The organism is Streptomyces sp. NPDC001204, assembly GCF_053598035.1.
In genome coordinates, this window is record NZ_JBSFJL010000035.1 from 36749 (window position 1) to 63627 (window position 26879).

Sequence of the window (26879 nt, forward strand, 5' to 3'; positions counted from 1 at the left end):
GTCGGCTGGTGGCTTCGGTTGCCCGGGTATGGCGGGAACCAATCAGAATAGTCATGAACAAGCCACCGAAATGGCTGGTCTTGTGCTGTCGCCGGTAAACGTACGGTTGATCACATCCGGTTGTTGACCTTGGGCAACTGTTGTCCCTTTCCTTCCTGTTGACGCTCCCTTTGCCTGCCCGTTTTAGATACGGAAGTCAACTGTGAGAGCGCCATGGGTGGGATGTAGCGGGGATGTGGACTGGATTGCGGGGCGGGGGCAGGGCCGTCGGAGCGCTGCTGAGCGTGACGTTGGCCGTGGGAGTGATTCCGGCCTTGGGAGGCGGTGAGGCCGCGGCGGCTGTGCCGGCCGCGCCGCGGAGCGCGGATGCCGCTCCTGCCGGGGGTGGTGTGTCGGAGGCGGACGCTTTGGCGCAGGCCGGGCGGACGGGGAAGCCGGTGGAGATCTCCGCTCGGCGTGGGGAGAGCCGTGAGGTGTTCGCCACGCCGGAGGGGCATCTGGAGGTGCGGGAGTATCTGCGTCCGGTGTGGGCCCGTGGCCCGGGCGGCTGGAAGCGGGTCGACACGAGTCTGGTGGCGGCCGGTGAGGGCATGGTCGCGCCGAGGGCTGCGACGGTGGACGTGGAGTTCTCCGCCGGTGGCGGGTCGGTGCCGTTGGTGCGGATGCGGCGGGCGGGGCGTGAGCTGAGCCTGTCGTGGCCGGCCGCGCTGCCCAAGCCCCAGCTGGAGGGGGCGGTGGCGACGTATCCGTCGGTGCTGCCGGATGTGGATCTGCGGATGACCGCGCAGGAGGACGGTTTCACGCAGCTGCTGGTGGTGAAGTCGGCGAAGGCGGCGGCGAGTGAGGAGCTGGCCGAGCTGCGGCTGAAGCTGTCGGCGTCGGGCCTGGACGTGCGGGAGAGCGCCGGGGGCGGTCTGGAGGCCGTCGACAGGGGCGCGGCGGGCGCGGTGTTCGAGGCGCCGAAGCCGATGATGTGGGACTCCAGCGCGGGCGAGCAGCCTGCCGGCCCGGCGCAGTCTCGTGTCGCCACGCTCGGCGCGCAGGCCACGGCGCAGGCCACGGCGCAGGCCACGACGCAGGCCACAGCGCAGGCCACGGCGGCGGATGAGGCGAGTGGTGAGCCGGGTGCGGGCGAGTCGGGCAAGCTCGCGCCGGTGGGTGTGGATGTGACGGCCGGGCAGGACGAGCTGGTGCTGACCCCGGACGCGGACGTGCTGAAGGGCGCGGACACGACCTACCCCGTCTACATCGATCCGCAGTGGTACACGCCGAAGGCGTCGGCGTGGACGATGGCGTCGAAGTACTGGGCGTCCTCGCCGCAGTGGAAGTTCAACGGTGCCTCGGACGCCGGTCTGGGCTACTGCAACTGGGACTACTGCGCTCCGCACGACACCAAGCGCCTGTTCTACCGGATTCCGACCTCGACGTTCGCGGGGAAGTCGGTCCTGTCGGCGGAGTTCGTGGTCCGCAACACGTGGTCGGCGTCGTGCACCGCGCGCAGCGTGGAGTTGTGGCAGACCAAGGACATCTCGTCCTCGACCACGTGGAACAGCCAGAACGCCTCCGGTTTCTGGATCAAGCAGCTGGCGTCGAAGTCGTTCGCCTACGGCTACACGGGCTGCGCGGCCAAGGACGCCGAGTTCGATGTGAAGTCGGCGGTGCAGACGGCCGCGAACAACAAGAGCGCCACGATGACGTTCGGGCTCCAGGCGGCCAGCGAGACCGACGGCTACGCCTGGAAGCGGTTCTCGGACAAGGCCTACCTGCGGGTGCAGTACAACCGGCCGCCGCCGCAGATCAAGATGTCGCAGCTGACGATGGAGTACGGCGGCACCTGCAAGAAGCCCGCGGACGCGGCGCGGGTGCGCACACTGGGCAAGATCTACGCGAACAGTATTACCGACCCGGACGGCGACACCGTCGCGGTCGAGTTCCAGGCGTCGTGGGACACCGGGGACGGCAAGGGCGTGATCGCGCGGTGGAAGCCGGCGCTCACCTCGTACAAGAAGTCCGGGTCCAGCTTCTCGATCAGCCTGCCGGCCAATGTGCCGCAGAACAAGCAGATCTACTGGCAGGCACGCAGCTACGACGGGGCGCAGTACTCGCCGTGGTCGTCCTCGGGCGACCCGACGGCCTGCTACTTCTTCTACGACACGAAGGTGCCGAAGGCGCCGTCGATCAGCTCGGGGGACTACCCGGCCTCGAACCCGGAGGACCCCGAGGACCCGTGGTACGACGGGATGGGCAAGTACGGCACCTTCGAGCTCAAGGCCGCCGACAGTGATGTGACCAAGTACTGGTACGGCGTCAACGGCGACCCCACCTCGAAGAACACGGTCACCACGTCCGCGGGCGCCGCGAAGAGCATCCGCATGCTGCCGGCCAGGCCGGGACTGAACTTCGTCACCGCGCAGGCCTTCGACCAGGCCGGAAACGCCGGTGAGGTCCGCACCTACCAGTTCCGCGTCAAGGCCGGACAACCCGAGCGGGCGACGTGGCAGATGGACGAGGACGCAGGGGCCACCACGGCCGCGTCCACGACCACGCCGCGGACCGTGCGGCTGCACGGCGGCGCCGCGCTGGGCGCCGCGGGCAGGAAGGGCACCGGTCTGCACTTCGACGGCACGTCCGGGTACGCGGACTCCGACCTCACCGTGGTGGACACCTCGGACAGCTTCTCCGTGGCGGCCTGGGCGCGGCTCGACCGGATGCCGACGTCAGCGGCGATCATCGCCGCCCAGCCGGGCAACCACTCTCCGGGCTTCGAGCTGTACTACTCCCAGTCCTACGACCGGTGGGTGTTCAACCAGTACACCTCCGACACCGCAGGGGCTTCCATCGCCCGGGCCATGGCCGCCGCGCCCGGGGACGCCAAGGCGGGCGCATGGACCCATCTGGTGGGCGTGTACGACGGCAAGGCCAAGCAGCTGCGGCTCTATGTGAACGGCACGCAGGCCGGTGCCACCGCGTACACCACCGCCTGGGAGGCCCGCCGCGGGCTCCAGCTGGGCGCCGGCATCTACAGCGGTGTCCACAAGTCCTTCTTCCCGGGCACCGTCGACGATCTGCGGATCTTCGACCGGGCCGTCAGCGCGGCCGAGGCCGGGCGGCTGTACCAGGACCAGGAACTCACGACCGGCCGTCCGGCCCGTGCGGTCTTCCCGCTGGACGAGGAGGCGACCGCCCAGGAAGCGGCGGGAACGGCCGCCCGGCAGCCGCTGACCCTGCACGGCGGCGCGAACCTGGGCGTGAAGGGAGTCGCGGGCAACGCCCTGAAGGTGGACGGGACCAGCGGCTACGCGGCCACGGACCTGCCCGTGCTCAACACGGCCCGCTCGTACTCCGTTTCCGCCTGGGCGAAGCTGCCCGCGGGAGGCACCAGCGGCAATCGCACGGTGCTCAGCCAGAGCGGCACCTACTACAGCCCGTTCTACCTCTCCTACGAGGGGGAGGTGAACACGTGGAGCCTGCGCACCTCGCTGGAGGACGTGGAGTCGGGCAACATCCGCGATCAGCGGGTGCGGGCCAACCAGCCGGCGCAGCCCGGTGCGTGGACCCATCTGATGGCGGTGCACGACGTGGACGCCCAGCAGATCCGCCTGTACGTCAACGGGCAGTTGCAGGGCAGCTCCGCCGCGCCCAAAACCTGGGAGGCGCAGGGGCCGGTGCAGGTCGGCCGCACCGTCTGGACGGGCAAGTACGTCGACTACTTCGCCGGGGAGATCGACGACGTACGTCTCTTCGACCGGCCGGTCACCGATGACGAGGCCCAGCAGCTGTTCCGGCAGCGTCCGCTGGTCAAGGGGCGCTGGACGTTCGAGACGGCGTCGGGCTCCCCGCTGGTGACGCCGGACAAGTCCGCGTCGGGCAACGGCATGACGCTGTACGGCGGTGCGCAGCTCGACTTCGGCTGGGTCGACGGCGGCGTGAGCCTCGACGGCGTCAACGGTTACGGGGTGACGTCCGCCGTGCCCGTGGACACCGGCGCCAGCTTCACCGTCACCGCCTGGGCCCAGGCGGCGGCCGTCCCGGCCAAGGGCGTCGCCCTGCTCAGCATGCCGGGGGCGACACAGGACGCGTTCGCGGTGCGCTACGAGCCGAGTGCCGATCCGGACCGGGATCCGGGCCGATGGCGGATCGCCGTGGCGTCGGCCGACGGCACCGGCGCCGCGGTCGCCCAGGTCGACAACGGCCAGTTCTTCAGCCCGACCGACTGGACCCACCTGGCCCTGGTCTACGACGGCTTCACCAAGCAGCTTCAGCTCTATGTGAACGGTGAGCTCGAAGAGGTGGGGTGCGCCGACGGCGACGGCACAGCGGACGGCTCCGCCTGCACGGACCGGGTCTCCTGGGCGGACGACGTGCTGTCGTTTTCCGCGACACGCCCGTTGCAGCTGGGCCGGGAGCTGACCGGGCCGGGCACCTGGGGGGCGTACTGGCCCGGTTCGGTGTCCGACGTGTGGGCCTTCCAAGGCACGTTGACCGAGGCGCAGGTCAGGCAGCTGGCCACCGGCCAGTTCGGCATGGCCACCGAGGTTCCCGGCGGCGAGTGACCCTCTCCGTGGCCGGCCTGCTTCCTCGGCGGCCGGCCACGGTCCTCCCCGGCTTGGCAACCGGCATCCAGCATCCAGCTTTCGCCCCACCCTGTGCCGCGCGCACGGGGCGGGGCTCGCAGTGAAGGGCGAAGTAGAGGATGAACGGCAGATCGAGCAAGTGGCTCGGCATGCTGCGACGAGGTACCGCGCTGACCGCGGCCGCGGTCATGGTCGGGACGCTCGTGCAGGGACTGACGGTACAGTCCGCCGCCGCGGCGGAGAACGGGAAGGGCCGCCCCGCGCTGCCGTCGTCCGAGCGGCCGGTTCCCGGCTCGGCCGGCAGTGTCGAACCGCGCACCCTGACGAAGGGGCCGCGCACTCCGGGCAGGGTGCCCGACGCGGTCTGGCCGGCGGCGGCGAGCGCGTTGGTGGAGCTGCCCGTGGCGGGAAGCGGGAGCGCCGCGTCCGAGGCGCCGCGGGCCAAGGGATTCCCGCTGTCGCTGGACGTCCCGCCGGGGGCGGGCAAGAACTCCGCCCGGGGTGAGGTCGAGGCCCGTGTTCTCAGCCGCAGGGCGGCCGAGGACGCCGGGGTCGACGGCGTGCTGTTCACCCTGCGGTCCGGCGGCGACCGGAAGCAGTCCCAGCCCGGCAGGCTGCGCGCCCGGCTCGACTACTCCGGTTTCGCGGGGGCGTTCGGTGGCGGCTATGCCTCCCGGCTGACTCTGGTGGAGCTGCCCGCGTGTGCGCTGACGACTCCGGAGGAGGCCCGCTGCCGTACGAGCGTGCCGGTGGAGACCGTCAACGACGCCGAGAAGCAGACGCTGACCGCGCGGGGTGTGACGCTCGGTGCGGCCGCTCCGACGGTGCTCGCGGCGGTGGCGGAGGCGCAGAGTGCGAACGGCGACTACACCGCGACGCCGCTGTCGCCCTCGGCGACCTGGAGCACCAGTCTGAACACGGGTGACTTCTCCTGGTCGTACGACATTCCGGTGCCGGACGTGCCGGGCGAACTGGCTCCGAGTGTCGGTCTGTCGTACTCCTCGGGCTCCGTCGACGGGCGCACCGGTGCCACGAACAACCAGGCGTCGTGGGTGGGTGACGGCTTCAGCCTGTGGCCCGGTTCCATCGAGCGGCGGTACAAGCCGTGTGCCGACGACGGGGTGAAGAACGCGGACGGCAGCAAGCCCGGTGACCTGTGCTGGGCGTACGACAACGCGTTCATCACGTTCAACGGCAAGGGCGGCGAGCTGGTTCCCACCGGCACCGACTCGTGGAAGCTGAAGGACGACGACGGAACCAGGATCGACCGGCTGACCTCCGGCGACCGCGGCAACGGGGACAACGACGGGGAGTACTGGCGGCTGACCGACCCGGACGGCACGCGCTACTACTTCGGCTACAACCGGCTGCCGGGCTGGGCGGCCGGCAAGCCGGTGACGAACTCCGCCTGGACGGTTCCGGTGTTCGGCAACGACTCCGGTGAGCCCTGCCATGCCGCGGCGTTCGCCGACTCCTGGTGCCAGCAGGCCTGGCGGTGGAACCTGGACTACGCCGTCGACGTGCACGGCAACGCCATCGCCTACTACTACAACCAGGAGACCAACTCCTACGGCCGCAACCTGAAGGCCAAGGACAACACCCCCTATGTCCGCGGCGGCACGCTGGACCGGATCGAGTACGGTCTGAAGTCCTCCTCGATGTACGGCACGAAGGCGCTGGCCAAGGTCAGCTTCACCGACGCCGAGCGCTGCCTGCCCGACTCCTCCACCACCTGCACCGACATCGGCAAGGACGCGGCGTACTGGTACGACACGCCGTGGGACCTGAACTGCGAGGCGGGCAAGGACTGCGACAAGGGCCGTCTCTTCCCGGTGTTCTTCACCCGCAAGCGGCTCAGCGAGATCACCACCCAGGTCTTCGACGGCAGCGCCTACCAGCCCGTCGACTCCTGGAAGCTGACCCACCGCTGGGGCATGGCCGACACCGACTACCAGTTGCTGCTCGACTCGATCCAGCGCACGGGCCACACCGCGACCCCGGCGGTCACCCTGCCGAAGACCACCTTCGCCTACACCCAACTGGCCAACCGCCTGGACAGGACCGGTGACGGCTACCCGCCGTTCATCAAGGCCCGGCTGTCCACGGTCGCCGATGAGTACGGCGGCCAGATCGACGTCAACTACTCGGCTCCGGCCTGCGACTTCGCCGCGCTGCCGACACCGCAGTCGAACACCACGCGCTGCTTCCCGCAGTACCTCGGCGGCAGTTCGTCGGCCGATCCGGAGCAGCAGTGGTTCAACAAGTACGTGGTCACGTCCGTGACGGCGACCGACCGCACGGGTGGGGCGCCGGACGAGGTCAGCACGTTCCAGTATCTGGGTGGTGCGGCCTGGCACTACGACGATGACGACGGGCTGACGAAGGAGAAGTTCAAGACCTGGTCGCAGTGGCGTGGTTACGGTCAGGTCCGGGTGCAGACCGGTGGCCAGGGCGGCGCGTCGGCGATGAGGTCGCAGGAGGACACGTACTTCCTGCGGGGCATGGACGGCGACCGCAAGGACGCAAGTGGCGGCACGAAGCCGGTGAGTGCGACCTTGGGCGCCGGTGAGGGCGATCCGATCACCGACCACGAGTCGGCGGCCGGCTTCGCCTACAAGTCCGTGCGCTACTCCGGACCCGGTGGCAAGGTCCTGGAGAAGACGGTGGACCGGCCCTGGCACCACCAGACGGCGAAGAAGACCCGCAGCTGGGGCACTGTCACCGCCAACTTCACCGGTACCAGGAGCAGCACGTCGTGGACGTCGCTGGACGACGGCGCGGGCACGAAGTGGCGCACCACCGAGACCACCAACGAGTTCGACACGGTGGCCGGGCGCGTCACCCAGGTCGAGGACCGCGGCGACACGAGCACCGCGACCGACGACACCTGCACCCGCACCACCTACGCCACCAACACCACCGACAACATCCTCAACCTGCCCTCGCGGGTGGAGACGGTGGCGAAGGCCTGTACCGCCAGTGTCAGCCGTCCCGCCGATGTGATCTCCGACGTCCGCACCGCCTACGACGGCGGCGCCTACGACGCGGCTCCCACCAAGGGCGACGCGACGGCGAGCGCGGCGCTGAAGGACTACAACGGCACCACCGCCCTCTACCTGGAGTCCGGCACCACGTACGACTCCTACGGCCGGGAGCTGACCGGCACCGACCTGACCGCCGACGTGACCGCCACGGCGACGGGGACGGTCACGCGCACAGCGCGCAAGGACGGCCGTACCACCACGACCGAATACGGTCCCGCGACCGGTTTCGCCACCACGGTGAAGGTGACCACGCCCCCGGCCAAGGCGGGCAACGCGACCACCGCCCAGACGACGACCACCACCCAGGACATCCTGCGCGGGGTGCCGGTGAAGGAGGCCGACACCAACAGCAACGCCGTCGACTACGCCTACGACGCCCTGGGCCGCACGGCCAAGGTGTGGCTGGCCGACCGGCTCACCGGTCAGACCCCGACCTACCAGTACACCTACACCGTCACCGACGGCCGGCCGGTCGCCGTGGGCACCAGGACGCTGGGCAACAACGGCGCCCAGCGCACCTCCTACACCCTCTACGACGGCTTCCTGCGCACCCGCCAGACCCAGGAGCCCGGCCCGGACGGCGGCCGTCTGCTGGCCGACACCTTCTACGACGAACGCGGCCTGACCGCGAAGGAGTTCGCCACCTACTACGCCACCGGCGCCCCCTCCACCACGCTGTTCAAGCCCGAGGACGCGCTGGGGGTGGAGACCCAGAACCGGTACACCTACGACGGTCTGGGCCGCCAGACGGAATCGAGGCAGATCGCCGGGAACGGCGACGGCGGCACCGTGCTGGGCACCACGCGGACGATCTACGGCGGTGACCGGACCACGGTGATCCCGCCGGTCGGCGGCACCGCCACCACCACCGTCACCGACGCCCGCGGCCGGACCACCGAACTGCGCCAGCATGTCGCCCGCAGCGCGGAGGCGGCCTACGAGACCACCAAGTACACCTACACCCCGCGCGGCGAGCTGCTGAGGCTCACCGACCCGGCGGGCAACAACTGGTCGTACACCTACGACCCGATGGGCCGCCAGCTGACGGCGACGGACCCCGACAAGGGCACCACCACCAACAAGTACGACGACCGCGGCCAGCTGGTCACCACCAAGGACGCCCGCCCGGGCACCCCGGTCCTGTGGAACGGCTACGACGACCTCGGCCGCAAGACCGAACTGCGCGAGGGTTCGGCGACGGGCACCCTGCGCGCCGGCTGGACCTACGACACCGTCAGCGGCGCGAAGGGGCAGCTCGCCGAGTCCACGCGCTACGTCGACGGAGCCGCGTACACCACCAAGGTCACCCAGTACGACCGCCTCTACCGGCCGGTCAGGACCGCGGTGGTCATCCCCGAGCGGGAGGGCGCCCTGAAGGGCACCTACCAGAGCGGCACCTCCTACCTGACCTCCGGGCTGGTCGGCGGTGTGAGCTTCTCCGCGGCGGGCTCGCTCCCGGGCGGCAGCCAGGCGTTCACGTACGATCCGGAGACGCTGCGGCCCATCTCCCTGCTGGGCGACGGCTTCAAGGCGGAGACCAGCTACAGCCTCACCGGCAAGCCCCTCCAGTACGCGATCTCCAACACCAGCGGCGGCAAGACCACCTGGGCCACCAACACCTACGAGTGGGGCACCCGGCGTCTGGCCACCTCCCGCGTGGACCGCCAGGACATCGCCGGGGTCGACCAGAACAGCACCTACCGCTACGACGAGGCGGGCAACGTCCTGTCCGTCTCGGACGTCTCCCGCTCCGGCACCGACAACCAGTGCTTCACCTACGACCACGTGCGCCGCCTGACCGAGGCCTGGACCCAGAACACCACGGGCTGCGCCACCGCACCCAGCGGCGGCGTGCTCGGCGGCCCGGCCCCGTACTGGCACTCCTACACCTATGACCTGGCGAACAACCGTTCGACGGAAACCCTCCACGACCCCACGGGGAACGCGGCCAAGGACGTCAAGCGCGCCTACGCCTACCCCGACGCGGGCAAGGACCAGCCGCACACGCTGAACTCCGTGACCAGCACCGGTCCCACGGGGACGGTGAAGGACTCCTACGGCTACGACGAGACCGGCAACACCACCGGCCGCACCGTGGGCGGCGCCACACAGAGCCTGGAATGGGACGCGGAGGGCCACCTGGCGAAGGTGACCGAACCCGTCGCGGGCGGCAGCGGCAAGGTCACCGAGTATCTCTACGACAGTGAGGGCAACCGCCTGATCGGCCGCACCCCCACCGGTACCACCCTCTACCTCGGCGCCACCGAGATCACCCTGGGCAAGGGCTCCACCACGCCCACGGCCACCCGCTACTACGACCTCGGCGACGGCAACCAGGCCGTCAAGAGCGACGACGGCAGCGTCTCCTTCACCCTCGCCGACCATCACGGCACCGCCCAGCTCGCGATCGAGGCCGGTACCCAGAAGCTCACCCAGCGCCGCACCCTGCCCTTCGGCGGCACCCGCGGCACCGGGCCGGACTCCTGGCCCGGCACCAAGGGCTTCGTCGGCGGCACCGACGACACCCAGGTCACCGGCCTGACCCACCTCGGCGCCCGGGAACACGACCCCGCCACCGGCCGGTTCCTCTCCGTCGACCCCGTCCTGGACACCGGCGACCCGCAGAGCCTCAACGGCTACGGCTACGCCGGCGGGAACCCCGTCACCTACAGCGACCCGTCCGGGGCCATCAGGATGAACCCCGACGGCACGCAGTGCCGTGACGGCTGGGAGAAGTGCGGGCCCGGAAACGTCCGGAGCAGCGCTTCGAAGTCGAGCGGCTCCGAGGGCCCGGTCCGGGCCTGCCGGTGCGGATCACGTCCCGTGCTCGTCAAGGGCAAGACCAAGCCCACCGGCCTCGGCGGTACACCGGGCCGCCGCAATCTCACGCCCTCGAAGTCGGCTCCCAAGGGCTGGCTGAAGTCCGCCCCGCCCAGCCCCAAGCCCGAATCCCGGAAGAAGTGGTACCAGCGGGCGGCGGACTCGTTCGCCACGACGCCCGGCGGCTTCAAGGAGAGGCTCCTGGGGGCGGCGTTCGGCGCCCTCGGAATGGACGACTCCAGAGGTTCGTGCGCCAGCGTGGGAGGAGGTTTCTTCGTCACCGGTGAGATCTCCGGCTGCCTCGTGATGACGAAGAGGCCGGACGGTCACGTGGACGTCGGGTGGACGAGGTCCGCCAGCGTCGGCGGGTTCGGCTTCGGATTCAGCGGTGACGTCTCCACGCTCCACAGCAACGCGGACGACATCGGCCAGTTCGCCGGGAACGGCCGCGACGTGGGAGCGTCCTTCTTCAGCGGCCTCGGCGGCACGGTCAACCACGAGACCGCCATCGGCACGTACAACTCCCGGGGGGAGCAGGTGACCTCGCTTGAGCTGGGCATCGGCCTGGGTGTTGAGTACGAGGGATACGCCGGTGTGAACAGGACGTGGAGCGGCAGATGGTTCACCCGATGACAGCCGGAGAGGTCCGCACGTGTTCAGTCTGATCATCGGGATCGCCCTGATCGCCTTCGGGGTCTGCCTCATCGCGGACCTCGGGGGGATCGCGACCCGGATCCACGCCTTCTTCACCTCGTTCATGAACCCGGGACAGGCCACCCCCGGAACCATCCGGCTGGTCGGGGTCTTCGCCGCCCTCGTGGGGGTGGTCTGGGTCGTGACGTCCTTCCCGCTCGGGTAGCGGGCCGTGGAGCGACCGAGGTGTGCCGGGACAGCGTCCGGCGCACCTCGGTCGTCGTCTGCGGGCGGGGCGGAATACTTCCGGGACGGGGACGGTTGGGCAGGTATAGTTGAACCGTCAACAACTTGGAGGGTGAGTGGCCATGCAGTTCGGGATCTTCAGCGTCGGCGACGTCACGCCGGACCCCACCACGGGGCGTACGCCTACCGAGCGCGAGCGGATCAAGGCCATGGTCGCCATCGCGCTGAAGGCCGAGGAGGCCGGCCTGGACGTCTTCGCGACCGGTGAGCACCACAATCCGCCGTTCGTGCCGTCGTCCCCGACCACCATGCTCGGCTACATAGCGGCGCGGACGGAGCGGCTGATCCTCTCCACCTCCACCACCCTGATCACCACCAACGACCCGGTGAAGATCGCCGAGGACTTCGCGATGCTCCAGCACCTCGCCGACGGGCGGGTGGACCTGATGATGGGGCGCGGCAACACCGGGCCGGTCTACCCCTGGTTCGGGAAGGACATCCGGCAGGGCATCAACCTCGCCGTCGAGAACTACGCCCTGCTGCACCGCCTGTGGCGCGAGGACGTCGTCGACTGGGAGGGCAAGTTCCGCACGCCGTTGCAGGGCTTCACCTCCACGCCCCGCCCGCTGGACGGCGTACCGCCCTTCGTCTGGCACGGCTCCATCCGCTCCCCGGAGATCGCCGAGCAGGCCGCGTACTACGGCGACGGCTTCTTCCACAACAACATCTTCTGGCCGGCCGACCACACCAAGAGGATGGTCGAGCTGTACCGGAGCCGGTACGCCCACTACGGGCACGGCACGCCCGAGCAGGCGATCGTCGGGCTCGGCGGCCAGGTGTTCATGCGGAAGAACTCCCAGGACGCGGTACGCGAGTTCCGTCCCTACTTCGACAACGCGCCGGTCTACGGCCACGGGCCCTCCCTGGAGGACTTCACCGCCCAGACCCCGCTGACCGTCGGCTCCCCGCAGCAGGTCATCGAGAAGACGCTGTCCTTCCGCGAGTACGCCGGCGACTACCAGCGCCAGCTGTTCCTGATGGACCACGCGGGCCTGCCCCTGAAGACCGTGCTGGAGCAGATCGACATGCTCGGCGAGGAGGTCGTGCCGGTGCTGCGCGAGGAGTTCGCCAAGGGCCGCCCGGCGGACGTGCCGGACGCGCCGGACCATGGCTCCCTGCTGGCCGCGAGCCGGTCCGGCGACGAGGAAGAGGTGAGCACCGTATGAAGCTCGTCGTCGTCTCGGCGGGGCTGAGCGTCCCGTCCTCCACACGGCTGCTGGCCGACCGGCTGGCGGCCGCGACCGCCGAGCACGCCGGGGCGCTGGACACGCGGGTGATCGAACTGCGGGACCTGGCCGTGGAGATCGCGCACAACTTCACGGGCGGCTTCCCCGGCCCGGCCCTGGCGGACGCGCTGGACGCGGTCGCTGAGGCCGACGGGCTGATCGTCGTCACGCCGGTGTTCTCCGCCTCCTGCAGCGGACTGTTCAAGTCCTTCTTCGACGTGCTCGGGGTACGCGACGAGGGCGCGCTGGCCGGCAAGCCGGTGCTGATCGCCGCGACCGGCGGCACCGCCCGGCACTCCCTGGTCCTCGACCACGCGCTGCGCCCGCTCTTCGCCTACCTGAAGGCCGTCGTCGTCCCCACCGGCGTCTACGCCGCCTCGGAGGACTGGGGCGCCGAGGGCCTGCCCGAGCGGATCGCGCGGGCCGCGCGGGAACTGGCGGCGCTGATGACGGGGCTGTCGGCGGGGCGGCGGCCGGAGCGGGCCGCCGTGCCGGAGCAGGCCGCGCCCGCGCAGGCCGGCGGGTTCACGGTGGTGCCGTTCGAGGAGCAGCTGGCGGCGCTGCGGAGGTGACGCGTATCCGCTGCTCGGGAGGGCCGCGGGAGGGCGGGCGCCGCCGTCGATGGTGAGAGGACGGTAGGCGACCCGCCGCGTTGCCTCCGAGTCGGTGAGAGGCGGGTAAAAAGGGTGATCGTAGGCCCATTCGTCTCGGTCGCGGGCCTGCGGCCTTGGCAGACTGGACGGGTGCCTCAGACTCTGCTCCTCGCCGAAGACGACCGTGCCATCCGTCACGCCCTGGAGCGTGCCCTGACACTGGAGGGCTACGACGTGACGGCGGTCGCCGACGGCGTCGAGGCACTCGCCCAGGCCCACAAGAGCCCGCCGGACGTCCTCGTCCTCGACGTGATGATGCCGGGCATCGACGGGCTCCAGGTCTGCCGGGTGCTGCGCGCCGAGGGCGACCGCACCCCGATCCTCATGCTCACCGCCCTGGTGGAGACCGCCGACCGGATCGCCGGCCTGGACGCCGGTGCCGACGACTACGTCGTCAAGCCGTTCGACGTCGAGGAGGTCTTCGCCCGGCTGCGCGCCCTGCTGCGCCGCACCAGCCCGGTCGGCGTCGGCGCGGGCGGCGCGGGGGACGTACCGGCGAAGGAGCCGCAGGTGCCCGAGCGGCAGATCGAGGCGGCCGGGATCCGCATGGACCTCCAGGCCCGCCGGGTGTGGCGGGGCACGCGCGAGCTGGAGCTGACCCGCACCGAGTTCGAACTCCTCGAACTGCTCGTCCGCAACGCGGGGATCGTGCTGGACCACTCCACCATCTACGACCGGATCTGGGGCTACGACTTCGGCCCCGGTTCCAAGAACCTCGCCGTCTACGTCGGCTACCTGCGCCGCAAGCTCGACGAGCCGAACGCGCCGCAGCTGATCCACACCGTCCGAGGCGTGGGCTACGTGCTCCGGGAGGACTGAGTGGGCCGCCTCGCGCGGCTGCTGGACAGACCGCGGCCCCGGCTGTCGTCGCTGCGGACCACGTTCGCGGTGTCCTTCGCCGTGGTGACCGCCGCCGTCACCGTCCTCGTCGGCATCCTGTCGTACAACTCCGCCGCCCGGCTGGTGCGGGTGGACCAGCAGTCGGTGTTCACCCAGGTCGTACAGGACGTACGGGACGAGGTGCGGCGCTACCAGCTGACGCCCGCGGACTTCACCTCCTCCCGTCCCGGGCACGAACTGGTCCGGCCCAACCGCACCAACGTGCAGGTGCTCGGCGCGCACGGCGAGATCGTCGACCACGGCACGCCGCCGCTGCCCGTGACCGCCGAGGACAAGGGCGTCGCCGCCGCCGCGAAGGCCGGCAAGGCCGTCGAGTACAAGGACGTGCACGTCAAGGGCGAGGTCTACCGGATCGCGACCGTCGCCCTCGGCAAGGGCCACGGCGCCGTGCAGGTCGCCCAGGAGTTCAGCGACACCGAGGACCTGCTGCGCGCGCTCCAGCAGCGCACGCTGATCCTGATGGGCGCCGTGGTGATCGCCGCCGGCCTGTGCGGCTGGTGGCTGGCCCGCCGCATCACGCGCCGGCTGGTGATCCTCACCTCCGCCGCCGAGGGCGTCGCCCGCACCCGGCGGCTCGGCGTCGCGGTGCCCGTCACCGGCTACGACGAGGTGGGCCGCCTCGGCCGCTCCTTCGACCGCATGCTGGGCCGGCTCGCCCAGTCCGAGGAGGACCAGCGCCGCCTGGTCCAGGACGCGGGCCACGAACTGCGTACACCGCTGACCTCCCTGCGCACGAACATCTCCCTGCTGCGCCGCATCGACGAACTGCCGCCCGCCACCCGCGAGGAACTCGTCGCCGACCTGACCCAGGAGGCCCGCGAGCTGACCGACCTGGTCAACGAACTGGTCGACCTCGCGGCCGGGCAGTCCGACTCCGAACCCGTGCAGCGGGTCGACGTCGCCGACATCGCCGAGGACGTCGCGGGACTGGCGCGCCGGCGCAGCGGACGCGACATCGTGGTCCGCTCCAGCGGCGACACCACGATCCAGGGCCGGCCGGGCATGCTCCAGCGGGCCATCTCCAACCTCGTGGAGAACGCCACCAAGTTCGACCGCGGCGGCAGGGCGCCGATCGAGATCGCCGTCGCCGGGCCCGCCCGGCCGGGCATGGTCCGCGTCGAGGTCCTCGACCGCGGGCCCGGTATCGCCGCGGGCGACCTGATACGCGTCTTCGATCGCTTCTACCGCGCCGCCGACGCCCGCTCCCTGCCCGGTTCCGGCCTTGGCCTGTCCATCGTCCGCGAGGTGGCCCTGGCCCACGGCGGCGCGCCGTTCGCCTTCCGCCGCGAGGGCGGCGGATCGGTGATCGGGTTCACCGCGGGCGCGGAACGGGGCCACCACGACACGGGCGGAACGGTGACCGGATCCCGCGGTCCGGGCCGGGACCCGGGCCGCGGCACCTGAGAGGGGACACCGCCCCGGGCCGGGACGGCGACGGAACCCGCCCTCTAGGAGGACGTGTCGGTGTACTCCCCGGCCGGCCGGGACTCCTTGCGGCGGGCGAGGGACGGCAGGGCGGGCGCGGTCAGGAAGCCCTCGGCGCGGGCGCTGGCGATCCCGATGCGCGGGATGTCGCTGCTCTTGGCGAACAGCAGGAAGCGGGGCTCCCAGACCGGCCGGTACTTGGCGTTGGCCCGGTACAGCGACTCGATCTGCCACCAGCGGGAGAAGAAGGTGAGGACCGAGCGCCACAGCCGCAGCACCGGCCCGGCGCCCAGCCGCGCCCCGCGTTCGAAGACCGAGCGGAACATGGCGAAGTTCAGCGACACCCGCCGCACCCCGAACTCCTCAGCGCGCAGCAGAAGTTCGACCACCATGAACTCCATCAGGCCGTTCTCGCCGTCGCGGTCGCGGCGCATCAGGTCCAGCGACAGCCCGTGCTCGCCCCACGGGACGAAGCTCAGCAGCGCCCGCGGCACACCGTCGGCGTCCCGGCACTCCAGCATCACGCAGCGGCCGTCGGCCGGATCGCCCAGCCGTCCCAGCGCCATGGAGAAGCCGCGCTCGGTGGCGCCGTCGCGCCAGCCGTCGGCGCGCTCGACGAGCAGCTCCATCTCCTCGTCGGGGATGTCCTCGTGCCGGCGGACGCACACGGTGTAGCCGGCCCTGCGGACCCGGTTGTGGGCCTGCCGTACGACGCGCATGGCACGCCCCTCCAGCCCGAAGTCGGCGACGTCGACGACGGCCTCGTCGCCCAGTTCGAGGGCGTCCAGGCCGTGCCGGGCGTAGACCGTGCCGGCCTCCTCGCTCGCGCCCATCACGGCGGGCGTCCAGGCGTGCCGACGGGCCTCGGCCAGCCAGGCGTCGATGGCGCCGGGCCATGCCTCCGGGTCGCCGATGGGGTCGCCGGAGGCGAGGCTGACCCCGCCGACGACGCGGTAGGTGACGGCGGCCTTGCCGGTGGGGGAGAAGATCGCGGCCTTGTCGCGGCGGAGCGCGAAGTAACCGAGGGAGTCCCGCTCACCGTGTCCGCCGAGCAGCGCGCGCAGCCGCTTCTCGTCCTCCTCGCCGAGCAGGGCACGGCCGCGGGGGGAGCGGAAGCAGGCGTACAGGACGAGGAGGGACGTCGCCGCCATCGAGAGGTTGATGGTGATGTCGACCCAGTGGGGCGCGTGCACGGCCGGGACGCGGTCGGCGAGCGGGCCGACGCTGACGCCGCGCAGCAGGACGTAGCCGATCCGCTCGGTCAGGGAGGCGCCGCCGTGCGCCCTGTTGGTGGCGTCCACCAGCCAGGTGCCGAGGCCCGCGCTGACCAGGATGCCGCAGGCGCCGACGGCGAGGGCGAGCCTCGGGTTGGAGCGGTCGCCGACGGCGTGGAACTCGCGCCTGCCGATCAGCAGCGCGGCCACGAAGAGACCGGTGAGCGCGGCGGACACCCAGTTGAAGACGTGGTCCTGGTACCGGTCCTGGGTCAGCGCGAGGACGTAGAGCGCGAACAGGGGCCCGGCGAGCAGCAGGTTGAACACCCAGGCCGCCCGTTTGCGGCGCCGCATCACCACGGCCAGGAACAGCGCGAGCACCGCCGAGACCAGGCCGGCGGTGGCCAGGTACGGCGTGAAGAACTCACCGCCGTTGTGTTCGTGGACCTCCTCGCGGAACGGCAGGGAGAGCACGGCGACGATGTTGAGCACCGCGAGCAGCCGCAGGTACCAGACGGTGGCCGCCGCGGCCCGCGCCCGTAGCCGCAGGCCCGGCGGGGAAGACGGGGAGGCGCCGGCGTCACGCTGGGCGGGGACGAGGAGCGACTGCTGTGCGGGCATGGGTGACACGTCACCTCGGAGCGGGCCGGGGAAGCCGGCGGGGACGGAACCGGCGGGAACGAAAGGGACAGCCGGAGGGCGGGCGCTCGTACGGCCGATGGCGCCGACCCTACGGTCTGTAGGTTAACGGGGATACGTCGGACCCTTGTCCGCCGAGCGTCCGGAAAAGGTAAGGAAAGGGAACGAATGCTCGGGGCGGGACGGGGCGGGCCCGGGGCCTACTCGGTGGGAAGCGAGGCGGGCGCGCGCCGGCCCTCGGCGGGAGCGGCCGCGCGTCTGCGGGACGCCGTCAGCAGCCAGGCCAGGTTGCCCACCGCCGCGCCGGCCGCCACCGTGGCGACGATCACCCCGGCGGTGGCGAAACCGGCCCGGAACAGCCGCGGCCGCGGGTTGAGGCTGTGCAGCCCGAAGCCGCACAGCAGATAGACCCCGACAGCGGCGACGGTGAGGCTGACGACGAGCAGGACGACGGTCGGACCGAGCCCGCCCTGCGCGTCCTCCCCGGGCGAAGCACCGGGCCGCCCCGTACCACGTGCCTCCTGCATGGGTCCCCCGTCGGTGGTTGAATGGCGAGCCGACCCCCTACAGTACGTAGGGCCGCTGCCGGAGGGAAACCGGTTCAGTCACCGGCCGTGTCCGAGCGCCACGTCATCGTCACCTTCAGATGCGCCTCCGCCTCCGACTTGGCGATGACCGCGCCCAGCTCGGCGTTGAACCGCACCCCGAACTCCAGGCCGACCTCGCTGGGCGGGCTCGGCATGTCCCGCAGCCGTCGCAGCGCGGCCGCGGCCGCGTTCCGGATCCGGTCGACGCCCTCCTCGAACGACGCCGTGGCGTCGGCCACCGCGTCGCCCGCGCGGGAGACCTCGACCACGCCCGGTTCGTCCTCCGCCACCTCCACGACCAGGAAACCGTCACCGTCCGGTGCCGGGAACCGCAGCAACCGCGTCATGTCCGCCCCCTCCTGATGCCTCGTCCGGCCCCGCGCACGGCCCCACGCTGTATGACCTGCGGCCGTCTTCCACTGGCGGGCCATTGCAGCCACCATGGAAGCGCACCCCGAGCCGCCAAACCACCACGTCAGGGGGAACCACGGTATGGCAGAGTCTGCGAAGGACTTCTGTTCCGACCTCGTCGATCTGTCCGGGATCTCTTTGGCGGAGCTGCATTCCCGTGGCGATCCGGCGCTGCGAAGCGCGTTGAGCAGGGCGGAGTACCGGGCGAGCCTGGCCTTCGGAATCGCGGGAGAGTCCAACAGCGAGGAGATGAAATTCCTCCGCGGGCGCCGGCCGGATCCGTGGCGGCAGTGACCGCTGCGCCGCTGGACGCCCTGCGGATCTCCGAGGAGTCGCTCAGGGCAATAGCGGCGGGCGACGCGAACCACGCGGACCTGAACCTGCTGTGTTCCGCGCAGCGTAGCCAACTACTGCTGATCCTCCGGGTGTTGCTGGATCGTGCCGACATGGCGGCCTCGCGCGCCCGGCACCCCGGGGACGTTCCGTCGGCGCGGGCGGCCTGGGAACTGCTGTGCGCGGCGCAGCGACAGGACCCCGGCGCGGTCGAGACCGTGCTCGGCGATCCGACCGTCATGGCCTGGGCCCTGCGTCTGCTGCGGCGGATCCGCGCCACGGATGCCGCGCCACCGTCCTCGGCTCCACTGTGGGCCGATCTCGGTCAGTTCCAGGCGCTGGCCGCGGCCGCGGCCGCCCGCGCCGGGGTGCCCGCCGTACTGCGGGTGCCCGCCCACCGCGGCATGGTCTGGTTGCCCGGCGCGGGCGTGGCGGGACCGGTGTCCCGCCGCCGGTGGTCCGAGGCGGAGGTGCGGGTGGAGGGCCGGGGCGTCGTCGTGTCCGGGGAACTCACGCGAGTGCGGCTGCCCGGCACCCTGACCGAGCCGCTGCCGGGGTGGCGTCCGCTACGGGTGGTGCCCGGCCGGGAGGCCGGTGATGTCGCCGGCGGGGCCGCCGCCACGCCGTGGCTGGACACGGTGACGCCGTACCGGGACTTCACGCGGTACCCGAGGTCGCCGGGCAGATCCGGTGAGCGCCGCTTACGGCTGTGGGAGAGCCGGCTCGCCGACGCCTACGCCCTGCTGGACGAGGAGTGCCCGCGGGACGCGGTCGCGCTGCGGGCGCTGGTCCGCATGCTGGTGCCGCGGTCGTTCCAGACGGCGCGGGGCGGACTGGTGGCCAGCGCCTCCTCGCTGGACGCCTTCGGCGCGGTCACCCTGTCGCTGCCGTACGACGCGACCCAGACCGCTTCGGTGCTGGTCCACGAGTCCCGGCACCAGCAGCTCAACGCCCTGCTCAGCCTGGTGCCCCTGGTACGCGACGGGGCGGACCGGCTCTACTACGCGCCGTGGCGCAGCGACCCCCGGCCGCTGCTCGGCCTGCTGCACGGGGTGTTCGCGTTCTTCGGGGTTGCCCGGTTCTGGCGCACCCACCGGGCCCATGTGAGCGGGACCGAGGCGGAACGTGCCGCCTTCGAGTTCGCCGTGCTGAGGGAGCAGGTGCGGGAGGCGCTCGCCGGACTGAGGGACGACGTCCCGCTGACCGAGGCGGGGCGGATCGTCGTGGACGGGATGGCGGCGATCGCCGGCCGCTGGCGGGAGGACGAGGTGCCGGTCCGGCCGGGGGAACTGGCCCGGCACTACTGCGCGCTCCGACGTGCCGTGTGGCGGGCCCGGCACCTGGAAATCCCCCGGCCCGCGGCCCAGCGGCTGGCCGCAGCCTGGGCGGCCGGGCGGCAGGCGCCCGGGCTTCCGGCACCGGTCCTGCGGCCGCGGCACGACCTGATCCGACTCGACATGTTCGGACCGCTGGTCCGGTACCGCCTGTCGGCGCCGGAACTGTTCGCGCGCCGGCGTCGGCGGGAGGAGAAGCACGCTGACCCGGAGCGCCGGGCCGAGTACGCGGTGATCGCAGGCGACACCGGCGCGGCCGCGCTCGGCTACGCGGAGTGGACCGCGCGGATTCCGCACGACGCCGAGGCGTGGATCGGAGCCGCCCTGGCGCTCCCCGAGCACGCCGGCACGCCGGGGGCGGCCCTGCTGCTGAGCCGGCCCGAGGTGGTGGTCGGCGCCCACCGGGCCGTTGCTGCCGCCGGGAGCGCCGTGTCCGCCGACGAACTCGCCGCATGGCTCGCCGCGGCGGATCCGGGCCCGGCCCGGCCGGCCCCCGCCGGGGCGGCGCTCGCCGCGGACAGCGGATGACGGCCGCGGCAGGACGACCTCCGCGACGGCCGCCTGCACCGCGGTGGTCCGGATGTACTCGGCCGGGAGGCGTGTCACCAACCTCCCGGCCGAATGCACCTAGAGCAGCAGCAGGTCGATGTCGGCGTTGGCCCTGAGGCCCTTCTCGGCGTCGAGCGTCGCGGGGTGGGAGGGGCCCAGGACTGTGCGGTACCGCTCCAGGGCCCGCGCGTACAGCCGCTCGCTCTCCTCCGTCCGCCGCAGCGCCTTCAGGTCGTAGCTCAGGTTGAGTTCCATGGCCAGGTTCGCCGGGTGGCTCACGCGCAGCCGCGCCGACGCCTCCACCACGGCCTCGTCCAGGGCGTGCGCCTCCTCGGGACGCCCCAGGGCAAAGTGGTCGCTGGCCAGGTTCATCCGGGCCAGCAGCGTCCGGGGGTGCTCTGCGCCGAGCACACGGGTCAGGCCCTCCACCGCCTCGTCGTCCAGTTCCAGCGCGGCCTCGGGCTGCTGGAGCAGCCTGAGGGTGACCGCGAGGTTCATGGCGCAGGCGTAGCTGTGCGGGTGCTCCCGGCCGTACCTGCTGCGGTGTTTCTCCAGCACCTGCTCGCTCAGCGCACGCGCCTCCTGCAGCTTGCCGATCTGCCGGAGGTCGTTGGCGTGGCTGGCCGCGGCCAGCAGGTAGGGGCGGCTGTCGGTGCCGGGCATCTCGGCGAGCAGTTCGAGGTACTGGCGGGACAGCGCGTAGGCACCCTCGTGATCGCCCTTCTTGCGGCGGGTCACACAGAGGTGGCGGTTCACCTGCGCGGTGAAGGGGTGCCGCTCGCCCAGCTTCTCGGTGATCTCCGCCGCCAGCAGCTCGTAACCCTCCAGCGCATCCTCGTACCGGCCGACCTCCTGGAGGTCGAGCAGATGAATCTCGCGGGTGGACAAGGTGTACATGTGGTCCTCGCCCAGGGCCTCGATCCGGCGCTGCCAGGTGTCGTAGTCGAGTTTCCGGGCCGCTTCCGAGTCGCCGGCCAGGCGCAGGCTCACCGCGTAGTTGTGGGCGGCGAGGAGGGTGGCCGGGTCGTCCGCGCCGAACTCCCGCAGACTGGCCTCGAAGACGCGCTGGTCCATTTCCCGCGCCTCGTTGAAGTTTCCGCGATTGCGGTGGTGGATGGCCATGAAGCTCTGCGCCTGCAGCGTGTTTTCGTGCGACTCGCCGAGGGCCGTGCGGTACCGCTCCACCAGCCCGGCCTGCAACTCGTACGCCCGCCGCAGATGGGTGCCCTGCTCCCGCAGGGCCTCGGCGATCTGCTGGTCGATGGCGAGGACCTCCTCGTGGTCCTCGCCCAGGGTTCCGCGCCAGATCCGCGCGGCTCGCTCGCCCAGTTCGAGGGCCGCCGCGTGGTCGCCGCGGGCGCGCAGGAACCACACCTCGTTCAGGACCAGGCGGCGGGTCCACGGCTCCTCGCACTCCACGGCGTTGGACGCCCGCACGTGGGTGAGGAGAGCGGAGTAACGCGGCCAGTAGCTGGCACGCTGCGGGTTCCTGGGGTCGGCGTGCGCCAGCAGCTGGTGGGCCGCGTGCCGCATCGTCGCGCGCTCCTGCGTGTTCATCTGCTCGACGAGCACGCGCTGGACCAGTCGGTGCAGCTGAACCGTGTTCTGCCGGTGGTCGATCCGCGCCAGCGCGTACCGGCCGATCTCGCGGACCGCCCGGCCCAGTTTGACCGGGTCGTCCAGGGCGGCCTGGAGTTCCTGCGGGACGGAGACGCCGCGCACCGCGGAGAACAGGTCCCACTCGATGGGCTCGGGAGCGAAGAAGGCGCAGACCTGGAGGAGCTGGAGGGCGTCGGGGCGGGTCTCGCGCAGCCGGCCGAGGGAGACGTTCCAGGCGGCCGCCACCGACAGCGGGTAGTCGCCGGGCGGCTCCGACTGCATCAGCTCGGTGAAGTTGCGCTCGTAGACCTCGAGGTACTGCTGCACCGGCATACCGGTCTCGGCCAGCCACACCGCGGCCTGTTCCACCGCGAGCGGCAGGTCGCCGAGGGCGGCGGCGAGGTGGTCCACGGCGTCGTCGGGCAGCTGGGTGCTGCGGCGGCGCAGCAGGGCGACGCTCTCGTCGCGTGCGAACACGTCGACCTCCAGCGAGCTGGCGTCGGTGGACCACTGGAAGTTCCGCGAGGTCACGACGATGCGTCCGGGCCCGTCGCTGGGGAAGTACTTGCGCGCCTCCTTGGGGTTCTCCGCGTTGTCGAACACCAGCAGCCAGTCGCGGTACGGCTCGCCCCGGCGCAGGGCGTCGAGCACCGCGGGCACCGCGCTCATCTCGGAACCCGCCTGGAGGCCCATCTGCTCGCCCAGTTCGATCAGCGACTGGACGATCTGGTTCTCCTGCTCGGACGGGATCCACCAGATGAGCCGGTAGTCCCGGCTGTGCCGGTAGACGTACTCGATGGCGATCTGCGACTTGCCGACACCGCCCATGCCGTGCAGGGCCTCCGGCAGGACCGCGGTGACACCGCTGCTCAGCCGTTCCTGGAGCCGTTCGAGCAGCGTCTCGCGCCCCGTGAAGTTCCGGTTCCGCTGCGGTACGTTCCCCCAGATGCGGGGCGGGTCGTGCGGGCTTCGCGGGCCCGTGGCAACGGGCAGACCGGCAGTCACGGCGATGCCTCCTTGTCGTGGACGCGCGGGCGCGGACGCGGGCGCGGGGGAGGGGGTGGGGGAGGAGCTGGGCTGGGTGGGCGGAACGGGTGCGGACGACGGTTCCGCGGGTGAATTCCCCGCCGGTTGCGGGGCGTTCGGTTGCGGGGCTTGAGGCGTTCGCGGCCCGTAATGTAGCGCGTCGGTGGGCGCAATGTTCAATTCTGATCGCATTTCTACGGATGAATACCCTGATGGCCGCTTGTGCCCTGATGCGGGCGCTGTGCCGGCGGCGGCCTTTCCGGCCTGGTGGGGGACGGCCGTGCGCTGGAGCAGCCGGCCCAGGTGGTTGGCGCGAGCGAGGTAGGGCCCGGACACCGCGCACAGCGCCGTGTACAGGTGGTTGACGAACGGGCGGGTCTGCTCCGTCATCGGGGGGTCCGCCGGATCCCCCTCCGGGGCGACCAGCGCGCTCGCGCCGTCCCCCCACACTTCCTCCAGCACCGGTCCGAGATGGCGCCGGACCTCGTCCAGCGCCCGGATCGTCCCGGCCCGGCTGCCGAGGGCGAGCAGTTCCTCCCGTACACCTTCCGCGAAGTCGAAGGACACCCGGTGGGGGTCCTCGACGTCCGCGGTGTCGTCGGTGCGGCGCACCAGGCCCAGCAGCACGATTTCGGCCAGGTTCCAGAATCTCGCGCCGGGCTGGGCCTGTTGGAGCAGCCGCATCACTGGGAGGTTGAGGGGGGCCGCGGCCAGGCGCTGGGCGAGGGCGTACGCGGCCGGGGAGGCGGTGGCGCGGAACCGGCGCACCGTGGTGGCGGCCCGCCTGGCCCGCCGGACCGCGGGCGACTCGTCCGCGGTCGCGCCGGCACGCCGCGGTTCCGTGGGCCGGGGCGGGTCCGTGCGGTGCGGCGCCGTCCGCTGATGTCCGGGGTGCGCGGGCTCCGCCACGATGGTGGCGAGCCGCTCGGGGACCGGGCCGATCACCTCCGAGCGCAGGTCCCGGTCCGGCGCGGTCCACAGCGCGGCCAGCCCGTGCCATTCGCCGCTGCCCGCCGCGGCCACCAGCCGGGCCCAGCGGGCCAGCGACGCCGGCCGCAGCTCGACGACCGGCACCGGGATCGCGGTCCCCAGGCCGGGGTGCGGTGCGAACTCCGGCTCGGGGCCCAGCGGGTCCGCGTGCGGGTGCTTCCACTCCGCTTCGTAGGAGCGGTTGGGCGCGGCGGGGGCGGGTGCCCGCAGCCGGGTCCTGGTGACCGTGGGCAGCGTCAGGTCCCACAGGTGCTGGGGCAGCAGGCTCAGTACGGCGACGGGGGAGTGCCGGCCCAGCCGGTTCAGCAGCGCGGCCGCCCGGCCGGTGCGCCAGGCGCTGTGGCCGCCGTCGGTGACCGCCAGCACCAACTGCCGGTCGCCGGAGTGGAGTCCGGCCGCCGTGAGGCCCGCCGTCGCCGCGTCGCCGCCGTCCGGGTCCCAGCGGACCCGCCGTACGGTGCGGAAGGCCGCCGTCTGCTCCATCAGCTCGGCGATCTGCCGTGCCGTGTGCGACCACAGGGCCATCGAGGGACTGTCGTCCACCAGCAGCAGCAGGTCCAGCCGCCGCTCCGGGACCGGCCGGCACACCGGCGTCCACACCCCGGCCAGCGCCGCCTGCTCGGCGGTCGCCTCCTCGTCCAGCTCCAGCTCGTGGGGCGAGGCGAGGAACAGGCGCAGCGGGCGCAGCGATCGGCCCAGGGCCAGGGAGTCGGCCAGCCGGGGGGACGCGGGCCAGCCGGCCTGCTCGGTGGGCCACTCGTCCGAGTGCGGTGCGGGGCGGGTCCGCGGACCGGCCGGCCTCGCCGCGGGGAGCGCGGCGAAGAGCGGGCGGGCCGCGTCCGTCAGGGTGGTCAGCCCCTCTTCCAGCAGGAGCAGTTCGTCGTCGGACCCGAGGCCGTGGCCGTCGTCCTGCGCCTCGGGCGGGCGGGAATCGTCGCCGGGCGGGCGGGAATCGTGGTCGGCGGTGCGGGAGTCGTCGTCAGGGGTGCGGGAGTCGCCCGGAGCCGGGGTCTCGCCGGCCGGGTGACGGTCGCCCGTGCCGCCCTCGGGGTCCGGGGGCGTGCCGTCCCGGTCCTCGGGCGTGGCGGATCCCGCGGCCGGGTCGCCGCCGGGGTCCCCGGGCGGGCGGGAGGCGACGGGCCCGGGGGAGCCGTGGCGGTCCCACGGGGGCGGCCGTTCGCTGGGACGGTTCTCCCGGCGGGACCGCTCGCCGCGCTCCCGCGCCTCGCGGCCGGGCACGTCGAAGAGCGGTACGGCCGCGTCCTGACAGGCCGCCAGGTACAACGCGTCGGCCAGTTCCGTCCAGGTCGGCAGCTCGCGGTCCAGGGCAGCCCGGCTTCCCCCCTCCGGCCGGTCGGGTGGGGCGGGGGTTCCGGGGGACGCCGTCATCCGGCCCTCGTTTCCGCCCCCGCTCCGTCGAGCCGGTGCCACAGCGCGTCCACGAGGTGTTCCAGCGACTCCTCGTCCTCGCCGGGGAAACGGCCCGAGGTGGCCAGGAACACGGCGTTGAGCAGCTGGTCGACGGCGAGACCGCCCCGCTCCCGGCTGTTGCGCAGGAACCGGTCGACCAGCTCGCCCGCCCGGGCGGAGTTCGCCGACCCCTGCGCCGCCTCCCTCAGATGGGCCGTGATCATGTCGACCAGCTGCGAACGGTCCGGGTCCGGCATCCGGAGCCGCAGACAGCGGCGGAGGAAGGCGGGCGGGAACTCGCGCTCGCCGTTGGAGGTGATCACCACGATCGGGAACGCCCGGCACTTGACGACGCCGTCGGCGATCTCGGCGCTGCGGTGCGGATCGTCGGTCATCACCGTCACCCTGGGGTGCAGGCGCCGGGCCCGGACCAGTTCGGTGACGGGGTACTGGCCTTCCTCGAAGACGCCGAGCAGGTCGTTGGCCAGATCCTGGTCGCTCTTGTCCAACTCGTCGATCAAGAGCACCCGGGGCAGCTCGTAGGGGAGCAACGCCGTTCCGAGCGGGCCGAGTTGGAGGTAGTCGCCGATCCCGGGAAGGCCTTCCTCGCCCGGCGTGCGGCCCTGCGCAGCGCCGTGGCCCGCGCCGTCCGCGGCGGTCGCGCCGTCCGTGTCGTACGGCCGGTGCGCGGCGCGTAACGCCGCCGAGTCCTGGACCCGGCCGATCGCGTCGTACTCGTAGAGCCCGGAGCGCAGCGTGGTGCGGCTGGTGATGTGCCAGCGCAGTACGCGGCCCAGCTTCAGCTCCCGGCTGATGCGGTAGGCGAGGGACGACTTCCCCGTGCCGGGACGGCCGGTGACGAGCAGCGGCCGGCGCAGCAGCAGGGCCGCGTTGACCATGTCGGCCTCGCGCCTGAGCTGGTCGGAACCCGTGGATAACGCCGAGACGCGGCCCAGCCGGCGCTCGATCTCCTCGTCGTCCGCCGGGGGCGGGTCGACCACGGGACCGCCGGTGAACCGGCGCCAGGGCGGCGGGGGCGGCAGGAGTTCGTCGAGGCTTGTGTCGTACAGGGGCTGACCCGTACCGCGGTAGATCCACCACCGCTGGTCGGCGGCGCCCCGCACCGCACCGTCGGGCATGGAGCCCGCGGTGCCGTTCGCGTGCGGCCGCGGTGAACCCCCCGCCACCCGGTCGCCGTTCGGACGC

14 protein-coding genes are annotated in these 26879 nt (G+C 72.0%); 9 read left to right on the forward strand and 5 right to left on the reverse strand.

Going from position 1 to position 26879, the window contains the following annotated elements; all coding sequences use genetic code 11:
• The first annotated feature begins 437 nt into the window (after positions 1–437).
• The 7 genes from ACWC91_RS34225 to ACWC91_RS34255 all read left to right on the forward strand — a co-directional run bounded on the left by ACWC91_RS34225 (position 438) and on the right by ACWC91_RS34255 (position 15560).
• On the forward strand, positions 438–4553 hold the full coding sequence (locus tag ACWC91_RS34225) for a LamG-like jellyroll fold domain-containing protein (protein ID WP_450726175.1): 4116 nt from the start codon (positions 438–440) through the stop codon (positions 4551–4553).
• A gap of 140 nt (positions 4554–4693) precedes the next feature.
• The gene (locus ACWC91_RS34230) at positions 4694–11071 is read left to right on the forward strand and encodes an RHS repeat-associated core domain-containing protein (RefSeq protein WP_450643369.1); all 6378 of its coding nucleotides are present in this window, start codon (positions 4694–4696) and stop codon (positions 11069–11071) included.
• Positions 11072–11090: 19 nt separating this feature from the next.
• Positions 11091–11297: a hypothetical protein gene (locus ACWC91_RS34235; protein WP_225078132.1), complete on the forward strand. Its 207-nt coding sequence runs from the start codon at positions 11091–11093 to the stop codon at positions 11295–11297.
• Positions 11298–11439: 142 nt separating this feature from the next.
• Positions 11440–12543 (forward strand): LLM class flavin-dependent oxidoreductase, encoded by a 1104-nt coding sequence (locus ACWC91_RS34240; protein WP_281155510.1) that lies wholly within the window; start codon positions 11440–11442, stop codon positions 12541–12543.
• Entirely contained in the window at positions 12540–13175 is a 636-nt protein-coding gene (locus ACWC91_RS34245) for a CE1759 family FMN reductase (protein ID WP_225078130.1), read from the forward strand. The genes ACWC91_RS34240 and ACWC91_RS34245 overlap by 4 nt, the downstream gene beginning before the upstream one ends.
• A 183-nt stretch (positions 13176–13358) precedes the next feature.
• Entirely contained in the window at positions 13359–14075 is a 717-nt protein-coding gene (locus ACWC91_RS34250) for a response regulator transcription factor (protein WP_263638281.1), read from the forward strand.
• Complete coding sequence (locus tag ACWC91_RS34255) at positions 14076–15560, forward strand: sensor histidine kinase (RefSeq protein ID WP_376504713.1); 1485 nt, start codon at positions 14076–14078, stop codon at positions 15558–15560. It abuts the gene before it with no gap.
• 44 nt (positions 15561–15604) lie between these two features.
• On the opposite strand, the gene ACWC91_RS34260 is transcribed toward ACWC91_RS34255, so the two are convergent.
• From ACWC91_RS34260 to ACWC91_RS34270, 3 genes are all read right to left on the reverse strand, one after another.
• A complete protein-coding gene (locus ACWC91_RS34260) occupies positions 15605–17416 on the reverse strand; it encodes a phosphatidylglycerol lysyltransferase domain-containing protein (protein ID WP_450726177.1) in 1812 nt (603 codons plus the stop codon).
• Positions 17417–17634: 218 nt separating this feature from the next.
• Positions 17635–17961 (reverse strand): hypothetical protein, encoded by a 327-nt coding sequence (locus tag ACWC91_RS34265; protein ID WP_225078125.1) that lies wholly within the window; start codon positions 17959–17961, stop codon positions 17635–17637.
• A gap of 74 nt (positions 17962–18035) precedes the next feature.
• Entirely contained in the window at positions 18036–18368 is a 333-nt protein-coding gene (locus ACWC91_RS34270) for a CU044_2847 family protein (protein ID WP_225078124.1), read from the reverse strand.
• 145 nt (positions 18369–18513) lie between these two features.
• On the opposite strand from ACWC91_RS34270, the gene ACWC91_RS34275 reads away from it, so the two are divergent.
• Positions 18514–18726, forward strand: coding sequence for a hypothetical protein (locus ACWC91_RS34275; protein WP_225078123.1), 213 nt, complete (start codon positions 18514–18516; stop codon positions 18724–18726).
• A complete protein-coding gene (locus ACWC91_RS34280) occupies positions 18723–20627 on the forward strand; it encodes an HEXXH motif domain-containing protein (RefSeq protein ID WP_225078122.1) in 1905 nt (634 codons plus the stop codon). Before ACWC91_RS34275 ends, ACWC91_RS34280 begins: the two co-directional genes overlap by 4 nt.
• A gap of 99 nt (positions 20628–20726) precedes the next feature.
• Here ACWC91_RS34280 and fxsT read toward each other — a convergent pair whose 3' ends face one another.
• Together fxsT and ACWC91_RS34290 are read right to left on the reverse strand one after the other, a co-directional pair.
• A complete protein-coding gene (gene fxsT / locus ACWC91_RS34285; protein WP_450643947.1) occupies positions 20727–25652 on the reverse strand; it encodes an FxSxx-COOH system tetratricopeptide repeat protein in 4926 nt (1641 codons plus the stop codon).
• Complete coding sequence (locus ACWC91_RS34290; protein ID WP_225078120.1) at positions 25649–26812, reverse strand: AAA family ATPase; 1164 nt, start codon at positions 26810–26812, stop codon at positions 25649–25651. The genes fxsT and ACWC91_RS34290 overlap by 4 nt, the downstream gene beginning before the upstream one ends.
• Positions 26813–26879 lie beyond the last annotated feature (67 nt).